At 60.3% G+C, this 14104-nt stretch carries 13 protein-coding genes; 6 read left to right on the top strand and 7 right to left on the bottom strand.

The annotated features are described in order from the left end of the window. Nucleotides 1-3: 3 nt before the first annotated feature. Nucleotides 4-1806 (bottom strand): ABC transporter ATP-binding protein, encoded by a 1803-nt coding sequence (locus LJ360_RS18000; protein ID WP_264996065.1) that lies wholly within the window; start codon nt 1804-1806, stop codon nt 4-6. Between the two features lie 255 nt (nt 1807-2061). Here LJ360_RS18000 and LJ360_RS17995 point away from each other — a divergent pair, with 255 nt between their 5' ends. Beyond that, nucleotides 2062-3285: an OmpA family protein gene (locus LJ360_RS17995; RefSeq protein ID WP_264994641.1), complete on the top strand. Its 1224-nt coding sequence runs from the start codon at nt 2062-2064 to the stop codon at nt 3283-3285. Between the two features lie 45 nt (nt 3286-3330). Here LJ360_RS17995 and LJ360_RS17990 read toward each other — a convergent pair whose 3' ends face one another. From LJ360_RS17990 to LJ360_RS17965, 6 genes are all read right to left on the bottom strand, one after another. Next, entirely contained in the window at nt 3331-4296 is a 966-nt protein-coding gene (locus LJ360_RS17990) for an HAD-IIA family hydrolase (protein ID WP_264994638.1), read from the bottom strand. Between the two features lie 4 nt (nt 4297-4300). Further along, entirely contained in the window at nt 4301-5107 is an 807-nt protein-coding gene (phnE, locus tag LJ360_RS17985) for a phosphonate ABC transporter, permease protein PhnE (RefSeq protein WP_264994636.1), read from the bottom strand. Then, nucleotides 5104-5910, bottom strand: coding sequence for a phosphonate ABC transporter, permease protein PhnE (gene phnE, locus LJ360_RS17980; protein WP_264994634.1), 807 nt, complete (start codon nt 5908-5910; stop codon nt 5104-5106). The genes phnE (LJ360_RS17985) and phnE (LJ360_RS17980) overlap by 4 nt, the downstream gene beginning before the upstream one ends. Further along, nucleotides 5911-6726 (bottom strand): phosphonate ABC transporter ATP-binding protein, encoded by an 816-nt coding sequence (phnC, locus tag LJ360_RS17975; protein WP_264994632.1) that lies wholly within the window; start codon nt 6724-6726, stop codon nt 5911-5913. It abuts the gene before it with no gap. Nucleotides 6727-6742: 16 nt separating this feature from the next. Beyond that, a complete protein-coding gene (phnD, locus tag LJ360_RS17970; protein ID WP_264994631.1) occupies nt 6743-7690 on the bottom strand; it encodes a phosphate/phosphite/phosphonate ABC transporter substrate-binding protein in 948 nt (315 codons plus the stop codon). Between the two features lie 184 nt (nt 7691-7874). Beyond that, nucleotides 7875-8273 carry an acyl-CoA thioesterase gene (locus LJ360_RS17965; protein WP_091852940.1) on the bottom strand — a complete coding sequence of 133 codons (399 nt, stop codon included), beginning with the start codon at nt 8271-8273 and terminating at the stop codon, nt 7875-7877. 189 nt (nt 8274-8462) lie between these two features. Between LJ360_RS17965 and LJ360_RS17960 the strand changes: the two genes are divergently transcribed. From LJ360_RS17960 to phoU, 5 genes are all read left to right on the top strand, one after another. Next, nucleotides 8463-9515: a substrate-binding domain-containing protein gene (locus LJ360_RS17960; RefSeq protein ID WP_091852943.1), complete on the top strand. Its 1053-nt coding sequence runs from the start codon at nt 8463-8465 to the stop codon at nt 9513-9515. Nucleotides 9516-9653: 138 nt separating this feature from the next. Then, nucleotides 9654-11042: a phosphate ABC transporter permease subunit PstC gene (gene pstC / locus LJ360_RS17955; protein WP_091852946.1), complete on the top strand. Its 1389-nt coding sequence runs from the start codon at nt 9654-9656 to the stop codon at nt 11040-11042. Next, entirely contained in the window at nt 11035-12309 is a 1275-nt protein-coding gene (pstA, locus tag LJ360_RS17950) for a phosphate ABC transporter permease PstA (RefSeq protein WP_264994629.1), read from the top strand. The genes pstC and pstA overlap by 8 nt, the downstream gene beginning before the upstream one ends. Nucleotides 12310-12320: 11 nt before the next feature. Beyond that, entirely contained in the window at nt 12321-13208 is an 888-nt protein-coding gene (gene pstB / locus LJ360_RS17945) for a phosphate ABC transporter ATP-binding protein PstB (protein ID WP_091852952.1), read from the top strand. A gap of 28 nt (nt 13209-13236) precedes the next feature. Further along, on the top strand, nt 13237-13959 hold the full coding sequence (gene phoU / locus LJ360_RS17940; RefSeq protein WP_091852955.1) for a phosphate signaling complex protein PhoU: 723 nt from the start codon (nt 13237-13239) through the stop codon (nt 13957-13959). The last annotated feature ends 145 nt before the right edge of the window (nt 13960-14104 follow it).

Genomic DNA, 14104 nt, shown 5'->3' with positions numbered 1-14104 from the left:
GGGTCAGGCCTGAATGTTGCCGTAAAGCTGCGCATAAAGGCCGTCTTTGTCGATCAGGTCAGCGTGCTGGCCTTCTTCGATGATCCGGCCATCTTCAAACACACAGGCCCGATCTGCCTGCTTCACGGCGCTGAGTCGGTGGGCGATGATCAGGGTGGTCCGTTTGCTCAGAAAGGCTTCGAGATCCCGGTGGAGCTGAAACTCCGTCTCTGCATCCAGGGCCGAGGTTGCTTCGTCCAGGATCACCACCGCCGGATCGGCCAGCACCATCCGTGCGATCGCCAGTCTCTGACGCTGGCCGCCGGATAGCCGAACGCCCTGGCGGCCGATCACGGTGTCCAGCCGATCCGGCATTGCCTCGATGGTCCGGTCAAGCTGGGCAATCCGCAAGGCTTCCCAGAGTTGCCCGTCCGATTTGTGGCGACCCAGAGTGAGGTTCTGGCGAACGGTGTCATTGAACAGCGCCGGGTGCTGCAGAACGGTGGCGATGTGCTCGCGAAGGCAGGGGAGCCCGATCCGCTGAACCGGTACCCCGTTAATCCGTATCTCCCCCTTCTGCGGGGTGTACATGCCCAGAATGATTTGTACCAGGGTGGATTTTCCGCCGCCACTGGCGCCCACCAGGGCAACTTTCTCTCCGGGTGCCAGGTCAAGGTCGATGCCTTTGAGTACCTGCTCGTCACAGTAGCTGAAATGAATATTCTTCAGCGACAGACCGACTGTGTGCTTGCCCCTGAAAGGGTTTTCCAACGCCGGATAGCGGGGTTCCTCTTCCAGTTCCAGTAAGCGATTGACCCTGCCAAGGGCTGCATTCGCTGCAAACCAGGCATACTGCATATTGAGCATTTCCTGGACCGGCGTCAGCATGAACCAGAGGTAGCCAAAGATGGCGAACATCATACCAATGCTCAGGTCGCTGAATAGTACAGTCACCATCGCAGCTGCACGAAATGCATCTACCCCGAACTGGAAAAGGGCAAAACTGGCCCGGGTAGCGGCATCACTGCGCCACTCGAAGCGGATGGCGTGGTCACGAACTGCACGGGCCCGATGGACCAGCTGGTGCAGGTAATGTTGCTCCCGGTTGGCCGCCCGGAGCTGATGGATCGCGTCCAGGGTTTCCGTCAGGTCACCCTGGAAATCCTCGTAGGCGCTGTTCTCCCGGCGCTTGAGTTCCTTCACCCGCTTGCTGATCAGCATGGTGGCGAAGATCACCAGGGGGTTAAAAAGCAGAATCAATAGTCCCAGCTGCCAGTGCACCCACAACAGCACCGACGCGGTACCCATAACGGTCAGGCTGGCAACAATGAACCGACTGATGGTGGTTCCCAGAAACTGGTCGATGGTATCCAGGTCGGTAATAAAGTGGCTGGTGATACCGCCGGCACCCCGGGTTTCATATTCCGACATGGCGACCCGTTGCAAGCGTCCCAGCAACCGTGACCGGATACGAAACACCACGTCCTTGGAAATCTTCGAAAACTCCCGGGATTGCAAGACGTTAAACCCCAACGCGAGGACTCTGAGCAGGAACGCCGCCAGCACCATGGCACCAATGTAAACCGTCGGCTGATGCCACGCTTCTGGCAGCACCAGCCGCAGGAAGGGCAAGACCGGCCCAGCCTCCTCCAGCAATACCTCATCCACCAGCACTGGCAGCAATAGCGGAATCGGCACACTGACCGCTGTTGCCAGGATGGCCAGCACATTGGCACGGACAAGCCGCGGCTTATGCTTCAACGCCAGCGCGAGTATGCTCCGCCAGCTGTAGGATTGACCTGCCGCATTGTCCGGATGGTCGTGCACAGTGCCTTGCCGTGTTCCGGGTCTCAAACAGCCTCCTGTCAGTTGCCTGTGCAGAGCGCTGCCGTATTGCAGAGTCGCTCTGTAAGTGTCGATTCCCATTGCAGGATCATTGATCCCCTGATGGATACGTCGTTAACAGGGATTCGGAGTGGTCAGGAGGGAGCGTTTTCCCGGGCGGCCGACCATTGGCGCCGTCACTCGATCATAGCGGGAACATGAACTATGGTTAATGCTTTATCACCAAGAGGAAATTGTATGGCGCAACGAGGCTGGGTGACCACGGCACTGATGATCTTGCTGGTGCTGATAGCCGGGGCCGGAGCCTATTTTTACTGGTCCCTCAACGACGAGCTGTCACAGATGACCAGCGCCTATGAGGAAACCCTGGCAGAGGCGAGGCAAGGGCAGCAGGCACTCGTTGACTTGCAGGCCGAACAGGAGCGCCTGCGTCAGCAGTTGCTCAGGGCTCAGGAACGTCTTGAACAGCGAACCACCAGCGCCGATCAGCTGGAAGCGGAGCTGAATGATACCCGGCGAAATCTGACTGGGGCCCGGCAGCAGATCATCGACCTGGAGCGTCGTATTGAAACACTGAAGAAGGATCTGGCAGTTGCTGAGACACTGGCCAGCGACCGTGGTGAACAGCTTGCCCGCAGTCAGGAACAGGTTGCAGAGTTGACGGCACGCCGCCAGGATCTGGAAGCCTCATTGGCTACCGCCAGGGAAGAACAGACCCGGGCCCGGACGCAGGCTGATGAACTTGAGGATGCGCTGGAAACCGCCCGTGCCGAACTGGATCAGACCCGAGGCCAGGTAGAGCAACGGAAAGCCGCCCTGGATGAAGTGGCTGCCGAACGCCAATCGGTCGCAGAGCAATACCGTCAGGCACGGGAACAGCTGGCCTTGCAGCAGGTCCGGAGCCAAAATGCCAGCGAAACCATCGCGGAACTTGAAGCCCGGTTGCAGCGTGAACAATCCGCCATGAACGACCTCCAGGCTCGCCTGCAGGCGCTGAGTAATGAAAAGCAGACGCTGGTGTCACGCCTGGAAGACGGCACCACGGTTATCAAGTTACCGGAAAAAATCGTGTTTGATTCCGGCTCTGCCCGGATCGGTGAGTCCGGGCGTCAAACCCTGCAACTGCTGGCCAACGCCCTTGAAAGCTTTCCCGATCACACGATCAGTGTCCAGGGTCACAGTGACAGCCGTCCCATCTCCCGCCGGCTTCAGTTCCGCTACCCCACGAACTGGGAGCTTTCAGCTTCCCGGGCGGCCTCGGCGGTAAGGGTACTCCGGGACACGGGCATCGCCGCTGAACGCATGCAGGCGGTGGGGTACGCCGATACCCGCCCGCTGGTTGAGGAAACCAATGACGCCAGCCGGCGCATGAACCGTCGCATCGAGGTCCTGCTGTATCCGGATGAACTTCAGGTGAAAGTTGACTCAGCGTTGAACCCGGAATCGGCCGACGGGACATAGGGACTGTCTGCTGGCCTTTGCGGACATCCGGTGCGCGGGGAGCTGTCAGGCACAGACGTTGTCCATCCAGATCGAGGGAGTGATGAAGTCCGGTGCAATACCGGACTGTCGGATGCAGCTGTCCAGGTCCATGCCCGCGAGCGAACCGTGGCTACTCACCAGCAGGGTGGCCATGCCGGCCGCGCGGGCACCCAGGATGTCCGTGTGCAGGGTGTCGCCCACCATCAGTATCCGGTGGGCTGGAATGCCGGCCAGGCGCGTCAGCGCTGCCGCAAAGGCAGGGGCGTAGGGTTTGCCGAAGAACTGCGGGCTGACGCCGGTGTCTTCACGCAGTCTGTGGGCAAAGAAACCGGGTTCCAGGGTCAGGCAATCGCCGCGGGGAGCCACCAGGTCAGGGTTGGCAACCTCCAGCGGGCGAGGCCGTCGCTTCAGGCTGGCGGTGAGTTGCTCGTGGAGAACCTCGTTCCAGTCTTCACTACTGAGAAAGATAAAACCGTCACAGGCATCCAGCTCCAGGTCCGTGATACCCGGTCTGACAGGGTGCTGATGAATGCCGGGTAGGGTCTGGCTGTCGGACGTGGGTGGTGCAATCACTCCCCAGAGTCCATTCCGTGGCTCTCGGCCCAGGGCATCCTCCAGTAGCCAGCGGCTGGAAATGACCTGGTGCTCGGCCAGGTCGAAGCCCATCGCCTGATACTTCGCAGTCAGTGCTGCCTGGCTGGCGGTGGCCGCGTTGGACAGCACCAGTACCGACTTGCCGCTGGCCTGCAGGCTGGCAAGCCTTTCCACCGCCCCGGGGATAACCGCCATGCCGGTATTGAGTACGCCGAAGGCATCAAACACAAAGGCGTCAAACCGCTCCTGCAGCGGCTCCAGTGAGGGTATGGCCTGGCTTGGGCCTGGATTGTAGTCAGGCCGGGGAAGCTGGTGCCGCAGGCGCTGGTACTGGTCAAAGGCCCAGGCCGGGTCAGGGGTTACCCCGGCAAAGGCGGTCAGGTGCGTGTCTTCCATAAGGTCAGATTACCGCCTGTCGTACCTTCGCGGAAACCCATTCCGACACCACCACGGTGAACAGGATCACCACGAAGATCATCGCCACCTGGTTCCAGGCCAGGGTCGCCAGTGACGCATTGAGCTGGATGCCCAGGCCCCCGGCGCCCACCAGCCCCAGGATGGTGGATTCGCGGATATTGATGTCCCAGCGGAACACGCTGATGCCCCAGAAGGCGGGCAGTATCTGCGGCACAATGGCGTAGTCGATCACCTGGGCCCCGCTGGCGCCGGTGGCGCGCACCGCCTCCACCTGGCTGGTATCGATCTCCTCGATGGCCTCATAGAGCAGCTTGGCGACAAAGCCGATGGAGCGCAGGCCGATGGCAATGATACCGGCGAGCAGCCCCGGACCGATGATGGCAACCAGCAGCAAGGCCCAGATCAGCGAGTTGATGGAACGGGACGCCACGATAACCAGCAGTGCCAGTGGTCGCACAAAGCGGGTGCTGGGTGTGGTGTTGCTGGCCGCCAGGAAGGCCACGGGAACGGCAAACAGGACGCCGAGCAGGGTGCCCAGGGTCGCGATGTTGATGGTGTCCCACAGGGGTTGCCAGAGCTGGCCGGTGTAGCCCCAGGCTGGCGGGAACATCCGATCGCCAATGTCGGCGGCCTGCTCCGGTGCGTCGCTGACAAAGGCCCAGATGGTGTTCTCGTTCATGAGTTGCCAGCTGAACACCGTCAGCGCCACCAGCGAAAACCAGCCCAGCCATCGCAGCAGTGTCTGCTTCGGTGTGCGGTAATGCCAGGCAGGGATGGATGAGCTTGTCATTGTACCCACCTGCGAATCCAGGATGAGGAATATTCCACCACCAGCACAATGGAGATGATGATGATCAGGATGGCGCCGGCAGAGTCATACTCGTAGCGATCAATGGCGGTATTCAGGGTGGCGCCGATACCGCCAGCACCCACAATGCCGATGACCGCGGATTCCCGGAAGTTGATGTCCAGCCGGTACAGGGACAGCCCCACCAGGCGTGGCATTACCTGGGGCTGGACGGCGTAGTTCACCACCTGCCACCAGCCGGCGCCGGTAGCGCGAATGGCCTCGATCTGACTGCGGTCACATTCTTCAATGTCTTCCGCCAGTAACTTGGACAGGAAGCCGATGGTGGCGAACGACAGGGTCAGGAAGCCGGCAAAGGGACCGAATCCGAACATGGCCACCAGCAGGATGGCGATGATCACTTCCTGGAAGGAACGGGACAGGGTGATAATGCTCCGGCATACCAGATAGATCGGGGCGGGAGCCAGGTTACGGGCGGCACCGATACCAATGGGCACCGATACCAGGATGCCGGCAACGGTGGAGGTCAGGGTCATGGTCAGGCTTTCCTCCAGTCCCTCACGGATATCCCGCCATCGGGTGGTGAAGTCCGGGACCAGGAAGCCCTCGATGAACTTCCAGCCCCGGTCCAGCCCCAGCCAAACCCGTTGCCAGTCGATCTCCACGCTTTGCAGTGCCAGCACCAGGTAGACCAGGGCACCGGTGTAGATTGCCCGGCGCCAGAACGGATTGGTCAATAGTACCGGTGGCCGCTTCCAGCGACCGGGATAGCTCTGTACTGCCATCTACAGCCCCTCTGCCAGGTCTACGGTGGGTGGCTGTGACTCCTCCCCGGCGTTCTCTTCCCCGCGCATGCGGGTCCAGTCCTCATCCCCGTAGATGCGGGTGAGTACCTGGTCAGTGAGGGCCTCCGGTTTGCCGTCGAAGACCACTTCGCCGGCTTTCAGGCCGATAATCCGGTCGGTGAACTGCTGGGCCAGCAGCACGTCATGGATATTGATGATGGCCGGCAGGTTGCGCTTCCGGCAGGCGCTGCCAATCAGGCGCATGATCTGGCGGGAAGTCTTGGGGTCCAGGGAGGCCGTGGGTTCATCCACCAGCAACAACTCCGGGTCCTGCTCCAGGGCCCGGGCGATACCGACCCGTTGGCGCTGGCCCCCGGAGAGGGCGTCTGCCCGCTTGTTGAAATGGTCGGACAGGCCCACCTGGTCCAGCAGCGAGAAAGCCTTGGCCACGTCTTCGGGTGAGTAACGGCGCAAAAACGACCGCCAGGCCGGCACGTAACCGAGCCGACCGGACAGCACGTTTTCCATTACCGTAAGACGTTCCACCAGGGCATATTCCTGGAAGATCATGCCGATCCGGCGCCGGGCGCGTCGCAGGGCATTGCCCCGTAGCGTCACCAGGTTGGTGCCGGACAGGATGACCTTACCGCCGGAAGGCTCCACCAGCCGGTTGATGCACCGGATCAGGGTGGATTTGCCGGCCCCCGAGGGGCCGATCAGCCCCACTACCTGGCCAGCCGGTACTTCGAAGCTGACCTGGCTCAGGGCGGTGTCGCCGGTGGCGTAGGTTTTGGACAGACGATCAAGTTCAAGCACGTAAAGGGCTCACCGCTTATTGGCAGTTGTAGGCAACGCCGTTGGCGGCGTCGATCTTGCGAATCACTTCCCAGTGCTCCTGGAAGGTAATCGGCACGAACTGCGCTTCACCGGACTTGGAGAACTCCTCTTCCAGCGCGGTACCTTCCCATTCAAAGGAGAAGAAGGCTTCCTGGATGGCTTCCTGCAGTTCCGGCTTCAGGTTGTGGGCGATGCCGTAACCGGTGGTGGGAAAGGTCTGGGACTTGTAGAGGGAGACGATCTGGTCGTCGCTGACCACGTCCCGGCTCAGCATCCGGTTAAGTACAGAGTTGGCGATGGCTGCGGCCGGGTAGTCCTGGTTGGCGACGCCCAGGATCGAGTTATCGTGCTTGCCGGAAAATACCGGCTCAAAGTCTTCGCCGGCGACCATGTTGTAATCGGCCTTGAGGATGGCGGACGGCGCCTTGAAACCGGAGTTGGACGTCTGGGAAGTGAAGGCCAGTTCCTTGCCGCGAATATCCTCCACATCCTCAATACCGGAATCCGGGTAGGTGATGATTTCCATTTCATAGCCGAACGAGCCGTCTTCCGCAGCCATCATGGTGAACGGTCGCAGACCGGCGCAGGCGACTGCCAGCGGGTTGGAACCGGTATTGAAGCCGGCAATGTGCAGGCGACCGGCGCGCATCGCCTCGATCTGGGCGGCGTTGGACTGAACCGGGAAGAACTGCACCTTCTTGCCGGTGATCTCCGCGAGGTGATCAAGGAACTCGGACCAGACTTCCCGGTAGACGGCCGGATCCTCCACGGGCGTGTAGGCAAAGATCAGGGTAGAGGGATCCACCTGCTGTGAGGCATCGGCGGGGATATCGGCGATCAGGTCACCGTCCTTGTCCTGGTAACGGTCATCCAGCTTGAATTCGGCATTGGCCGCCACAGGCAGCAGCAGGGAGATACAGGCCAGCAGCTTGAGTTTTTTCATCACAGGTATCCTTCTGGTTTCGGAAAATGCCGTTCCGAACCTATAGAAAACCGATGATATTTTTATGACAGCCGGTCAGGGTGGCGACAGGTCTTTTTCTATATTAAGGGAAGGAGGCGGGGTAGTGATTGTCCCGGCCCCCGGTCGCTGTCAACGCTAACGGGAGCCGGACGGGAACAAACGGTTATTGCTCCGGTACTTCGCGAATGCGGCCGTTCTCGTCAATGGCCACGTAGACAAACAGGCCCTCGGTCACCTTGCGGGGCGGCTTGTTGTTGCGGTCACGGGTCCAGACTTCCACATGAATCTTCATGGAACTGCGGCCGATATCCACCAGTTCACAGTAACAGCCCACCTGGGCACCGATGCGCAGGGGAGAGAGGAATTCCATGCGGTCCATGGCTACGGTGGCATTACGGCCCTGGGAGATGCGGCCAGCCAGGGTTCCGGCGGCGGTGTCCATTTGCTGCACCAGCCAGCCGGCATAGACATCGCCGTTGGCGTTGGTGTCCGCGGGCAGGGGGACCAGCTGGATCATCAGCTCGCCGCGGGGTTTGGGCCTGTCGTCGTCATAGTCGGTCATTAAGCGCTACCTGTGTTGTTATTAGGTCTGATTAATTGGTGAGCATGGTATTCATACCAGATAAGCGTGCAAGTGAAATCGACAGATAAGTGGAAATTATTTCTGCGGGTGTAACAAACTTGTCATACACTCTCCGTAATCTGCCAACCATCGGATAACCCGAAGCCAATAACCCGATGGAGACTCAACGTGATGAAACTGAAGACAGCTATTGCAAGTGTCGCCGTGGCAGGCAGCATTGCCGCCCTGTCCACCCCGGCCATGGCCCGGGACACCATCAGCATTGTCGGTTCCTCAACCGTTTATCCGTTCGCAACCGTGGTTGCCGAGCGTTTTGGTTCCAATACAGATTTTCCGACCCCGAAGCTTGAGTCCACCGGCTCCGGCGGTGGTCTCAAGCTGTTCTGTCAGGGTATCGGCACCCAGCACCCGGATATCACCAACGCTTCCCGTCGCATGAAGCCGTCCGAGTTTGACCTGTGCCAGAGCAACGGCGTTGAAGACATCACCGAGTTCCGCATTGGTTCCGACGGTATCGTGATTGCCAGCTCCAGGGACGCGGACAACCTGGAACTCACCCTTGAACAGCTGTTCCTGGCCCTGGGCAAGGAAGTTCCCTCCCCGGACGACGAGAGCAAGCTGGTTCCGAACCCTTACGAGAAGTGGAGTGACATCGACGCCAGCCTGCCGAACGTGGCCATTCGTGTAATGGGGCCTCCGCCCACCTCCGGTACCCGTGACTCTTTCAACGAGTTGGCCCTGCAGGGCGGCTGTGAAGACCTGCCGGCGGTTGCCGACATGGACGAAGACCAGATGGAATCCGTTTGCCAGAGCATTCGTGAAGACGGTGCCTTCATCGAAGCGGGTGAGAATGACAACCTGATCGTTCAGAAGCTGATCGACGACGACAGCATGTATGGCGTATTCGGCTACAGCTTCCTGGAGGAGAACTCTGATCGCCTGCAGGCCGCCACCCTCAATGGTAAGGTGCCGACCGCCGAGGCGATCGCAGCTGACGACTACCCGGTTGCCCGCTCCCTGTTCTTCTACGTGAAGAAAGCACACGTTGGCGTGGTTCCGGGTATCAAGGAGTACGCTGCCGAGTTTACGGGTGTTGGCGCCATGGGCCCGAACGGCTACCTGAAAACAGTCGGCCTGATCGTGCCGCCCCGTGATGCACTGATGGATCTGCAGGACAAGGCGGAGAATCTGCCCAACCTGAGCAAGGATGAGCTGATGTAAGCGCCGGCAGAGCGCCGGAACGGTCAAAGGGTGCGGTCCAGGAGGGCCGCGCCCTTTGGCGTATGTGGAAGGTCAGTATGAATCGGCGCCCGTGACCGGGTGTCTGCTGGCCCTGAAGTCTCTCTGACAGGAAATTGCATGCAAGCGGCCAACCTTTTCCTCGTGACGATTGTACTTGCCCTGGTGGCCTATGTGCTGGGCTATGCCCGGTCCCGGTCACTGGCCACGCCCCTGGGCGGCATCCGTCACCTAAAATCCCTGCCTTTTTACTATGGCGCCCGGGCAGCACTCTGGTGCGGTATACCGGCATTGATTGTACTCGGGCTCTGGGCAGCCTTTCAGGGCAAGGTCATCCAGTTGCTGGTGGTGGGCTCACTGCCGGCGGAAATGATTCCCGACTCGGAAGGGGCCGCCAGCCTGCTGTTGAGCAAGATCAGTAACGTTGCCAGTGGTGCACTGCCGCCGGGGTTTGCAGAGCCACCGATCGTCGAGGCCGCCGAGCGTCTCACGGCCCTCCGTGCCCAGAGCCGCTGGTATATGACAGCGCTGGTGGTTGCGGTGGCCGTGCTGGCCGGCTTCCTGGGCTGGATACGCATCCAGCCGCGCCTGAATGCCCGGGCCCAGGTGGAAAAGACCCTGAAGTGGATCTTCTTCGCCTGTGCCGCCCTGGCGATTCTGACCACGCTGGGGATTATCTTTTCCGTCGCCTTCGAAACCATTCGCTTCTTCGGCAAGATTTCCTTTGTCGAGTTTTTCTTTGGCACCCAGTGGAGCCCCCAGACGGCCTTGCGGGCCGACCAGGTGGCGGCCGAGGGTGCCTTCGGCATGGTTCCGCTGTTCACCGGTACCCTGCTGATCTCGGCCATCGCCATGCTGGTGGCAGTGCCGGTGGGACTGCTGTCGGCGATCTACCTTTCAGAATACGCCAGCCGTCGTGTGCGGGGTATCGTCAAACCCCTGCTGGAATTGCTGGCGGGTATCCCTACCGTGGTTTATGGCTTCTTTGCGGCCCTCACCGTAGCGCCCTTTATCAGCAACTTTGCAGCGTCACTCGGTATTGATGCCTCGTCCCAGAGTGCCCTGGCTGCCGGTGGCGTTATGGGTATCATGATTATCCCGTTCGTGTCCTCCTTGTCCGATGACGTGATCAACGCGGTACCCCAGACCCTGCGGGATGGCTCCCTGGCCCTGGGTGCGACCCAGTCCGAAACCATGAAGAAGGTGATTTTCCCGGCGGCATTGCCCGGGATTATGGGCGGTATCTTGCTGGCGGTTTCACGGGCCATTGGTGAGACCATGATCGTGGTCATGGCTGCGGGCCTGGCGGCCAACCTGACCGCCAACCCGCTGGAGTCGGTGACCACCGTGACGGTCCAGATCGTGACGCTGCTCACCGGTGACCAGGAATTCGACAGCGCCAAGACCCTGGCCGCGTTTGCCCTGGGTGCCATGCTCTTCCTGGCGACCCTGGCCCTGAACGTGCTCGCCCTTCACATTGTCCGCAAATATCGGGAACAGTATGAGTGATCAAAGCAAACAGGCGGAGATTGTCCGCCAGTCCCTCAAGCGCCGGTACCGCAAGGAGCGACGTTTCCGGGCCTATGGCATCATCGCTATCGCCATCGCCTTGTCGGCGCTGGTGGTGCTCTTCGCCGATATTATCGGCAAGGGCCACTCGGCGTTTATCAAGACCACCATCACCATGGAGGTGGCTATCGACGGTGAGATGATGTACCTGGATGACGCCAGCGATGAGCGCCAGATGAAGATGGCGGACTTCGTTGAGCCGCTGATCCAGGCACTGATGCGGGAGATTCCCGGGGCCGGCGAGTCTGACCGTGACGCCGTCCGTGACCTGCTCAACCCCTACGCGTCCAATCAGTTGCGGGATGCGCTCAAGGAGAATCCGGACCTGCTGGGAACCACCCAGACCATGGAGTTCCTGTCCCATACCAATGTCGATGTGTATGTGAAGCACGCTGACGACGACAACTACTCCATCAAGCTCAACCAGCAACAAAGGGAATGGGTGGATCAGTTGGTTGAGAAGGGCGTAGTGGATACTTCCTTCAACGACGTCTTCTTCAGCCGGGGTGACTCCCGGGATCCGTCCCGGGCCGGCATCCTGGGGGCCATCGTTGGCTCGTTACTGACCATGGCGGTGACGTTGGTGCTGTCGTTTCCCATCGGCGTTGCGGCCGCTATTTACCTGGAAGAGTTTGCTCCCCAGAACAAACTCACCGATTTTATCGAGGTAAATATCAACAACCTGGCGGCGGTGCCGTCGATCATCTTCGGTCTGCTGGGCCTGGCAGTGTTCATCAATCTGTTTGGTATGCCACGTTCCGTGCCGGTGGTGGGTGGCCTGGTGCTGACCCTGATGACCCTGCCCACCATCATTATTTCCAGCCGTGCCGCCATCAAGAGCGTGCCCCCCTCCATTCGCGAAGCGGCTGAAGGCATTGGTGCGTCCAAGATGCAGGTGGTGTTGCACCATGTGCTGCCCCTGGCGCTGCCGGGTATGCTCACCGGCTCCATTATCGGCATGGCCCAGGCCCTGGGTGAGACGGCACCCCTGCTGCTGATTGGCATGGTGGCCTTCATCGTGGACGTGCCCGGAGGTTTCCTGGATTCCGCCACGGTCTTGCCGGTGCAGGTGTTCCTGTGGGCAGGCAGCCCGGAGCTGGCCTTTATTGAACGTGCGTCAGCGGCCATCATGGTTCTGCTGGCCTTCCTGATCAGTATGAATGCGCTGGCGATCTGGATGCGCAAGCGTCTTGAACGCCGGTGGTGAGGAGAGTTTCCATGAATACGATGAACACAACCGTAACCAAAGAGGCCGCAATGCCTGATGAAACCCCGGTACCGGTTCAGGAAGAACGGCCCGCAGAAACCATCATCCAGGAAGGTGCCACCGTGGGGACGCCCTTTGCGGATGACCCCAAGTTCAAACTGCGCAACGTCGAGGTGTTCTATGGCCAGGACCGCGCCATCAAGAACATCAGCCTGGACATTGCCCGCAACGAGGTCATTGCCTTTATCGGCCCGTCCGGCTGCGGCAAGTCCACGTTCCTGCGCTGCCTGAACCGGATGAATGACAGCATCGACATCTGCCGGGTTAAGGGTGACCTGCACCTGGACGACGAGAACATCTACGACCCGAAGCGGGATGTGGTCGAGCTCCGGGCACGGGTGGGCATGGTGTTCCAGAAGCCCAATCCCTTCCCCAAGTCCATCTACGACAACGTGGCCTATGGCCCCCGCATCCACGGCCTGGCCAATCGGAAGTCAGACCTGGACGACATCGTTGAAAACAGTCTGCGCAAGGCGGGACTGTGGGAAGAGGCGAAAGACCGGCTGGATGCCACTGCCACCGGCATGTCCGGCGGTCAGCAGCAGCGGCTGTGTATTGCCCGGGCCATTGCGGTGAGCCCTGAGGTGATCCTGATGGACGAGCCCTGTTCGGCCCTGGACCCCATCGCCACTGCGAAGGTCGAGGAGCTCATCGCCGAAATGTCTGAGAGCTATACTATCGTTATCGTGACCCACTCCATGCAGCAGGCGGCGCGGGTTTCCCACCGCACCGCCTATTTCCACCTGGGGCACCTGGTGGAGGTCAATGAAACCAACAAGGTTTTCACAGCGCCGGAACACGAACTTACCGAATCCTATATCACCGGACGTTTCGGCTGATTGCAGGTCACGAATCCAGGAGCACAGAATGCCTACAAGTAAAGAAAACATGTATGGGGATCATATCTCCCATCAGTTCAACGATGACCTGTCCAGCCTGAAGAACGACTTCCTCAAAATGGGCGGCCTGGTTGAGCAGCAGACCACCGACGCGGTCAATGCCTTGATCGATGGCGACGGCCACGCCGCCGACGAGATCCGCGCCCGGGACAAGGTGGTGGACAGGATGGAAATGGACCTGGACGAGGAGGCTACCCGCCTGATCGCCCGGCGCCAGCCCGCCGCCCGGGACCTGCGCTTTGTCATCTCGGTCATCAAGATGGTCGCCGACCTGGAGCGGGTGGGAGATGAGGCCAAGAAAATTGCCAAGTTCGCCCTGACCCTGGCGGAGGAAGGCCAGGCGCCACGGGGCTATGTGGAAGTGCGTCATATCGCCAACCATGTAACCGCCATGCTGCACGATGCGCTGGACGCCTTTTCCCGACTGGATGCCGAGCAGGCCCTGCGCATCATGAAGGAAGACAAGCGGGTGGACGAGGAATACCAGGCCGCGGCCCGCACCCTGCTGACGTTCATGATGGAAGACACCCGCAATATCTCCCGCTGCATGGCGGTCATGTGGGTGCTCCGGGCGCTGGAACGGGTGGGTGACCACGCCTGTAATATCGCGGAGAACGTGATCTACATGGTGGAAGGCGAGGATGTTCGCCATACCCCGGTCGAGGAGGCCGAAAAAGTCGTCGGCCGATAAGCCCCGATAGCAGCCAGCCGGACCGGCTTATACGGTGTAGTTATAGGCGACATAATAATCATTCTGCTCAATCCGTGGTTTTATGTCGCCGGTTCAACTAATCTGGGGTTAAAGCGTCAGCACGGGTAGTCGGCCATGGTTTCCA

Origin of the sequence: Marinobacter sp. AN1, assembly GCF_026013985.1 — a bacterium.
Taxonomy (GTDB): domain Bacteria; phylum Pseudomonadota; class Gammaproteobacteria; order Pseudomonadales; family Oleiphilaceae; genus Marinobacter; species Marinobacter segnicrescens.
Note: the sequence above shows the minus strand (reverse complement) of the source record. Positions and strands in the feature narration are given on the sequence as shown.

Excerpts from the sequence above, each read along its gene's own strand:
- LJ360_RS17965 (WP_091852940.1), bottom strand. The coding sequence starts at position 8,273 with ATGACCGACTATGACGACGACAGGCCCAAACCCCGCGGCGAGCTGATG.
- pstC (WP_091852946.1), top strand. The coding sequence starts at position 9,654 with ATGCAAGCGGCCAACCTTTTCCTCGTGACGATTGTACTTGCCCTGGTG.
- phnD (WP_264994631.1), bottom strand. The coding sequence starts at position 7,690 with ATGAAAAAACTCAAGCTGCTGGCCTGTATCTCCCTGCTGCTGCCTGTG.
- phoU (WP_091852955.1), top strand. The coding sequence starts at position 13,237 with ATGCCTACAAGTAAAGAAAACATGTATGGGGATCATATCTCCCATCAG.
- LJ360_RS17995 (WP_264994641.1), top strand. The coding sequence starts at position 2,062 with ATGGCGCAACGAGGCTGGGTGACCACGGCACTGATGATCTTGCTGGTG.
- LJ360_RS17990 (WP_264994638.1), bottom strand. The coding sequence starts at position 4,296 with ATGGAAGACACGCACCTGACCGCCTTTGCCGGGGTAACCCCTGACCCG.
- phnE (WP_264994634.1), bottom strand. The coding sequence starts at position 5,910 with ATGGCAGTACAGAGCTATCCCGGTCGCTGGAAGCGGCCACCGGTACTA.
- pstA (WP_264994629.1), top strand. The coding sequence starts at position 11,035 with ATGAGTGATCAAAGCAAACAGGCGGAGATTGTCCGCCAGTCCCTCAAG.
- pstB (WP_091852952.1), top strand. The coding sequence starts at position 12,321 with ATGAATACGATGAACACAACCGTAACCAAAGAGGCCGCAATGCCTGAT.
- phnE (WP_264994636.1), bottom strand. The coding sequence starts at position 5,107 with ATGACAAGCTCATCCATCCCTGCCTGGCATTACCGCACACCGAAGCAG.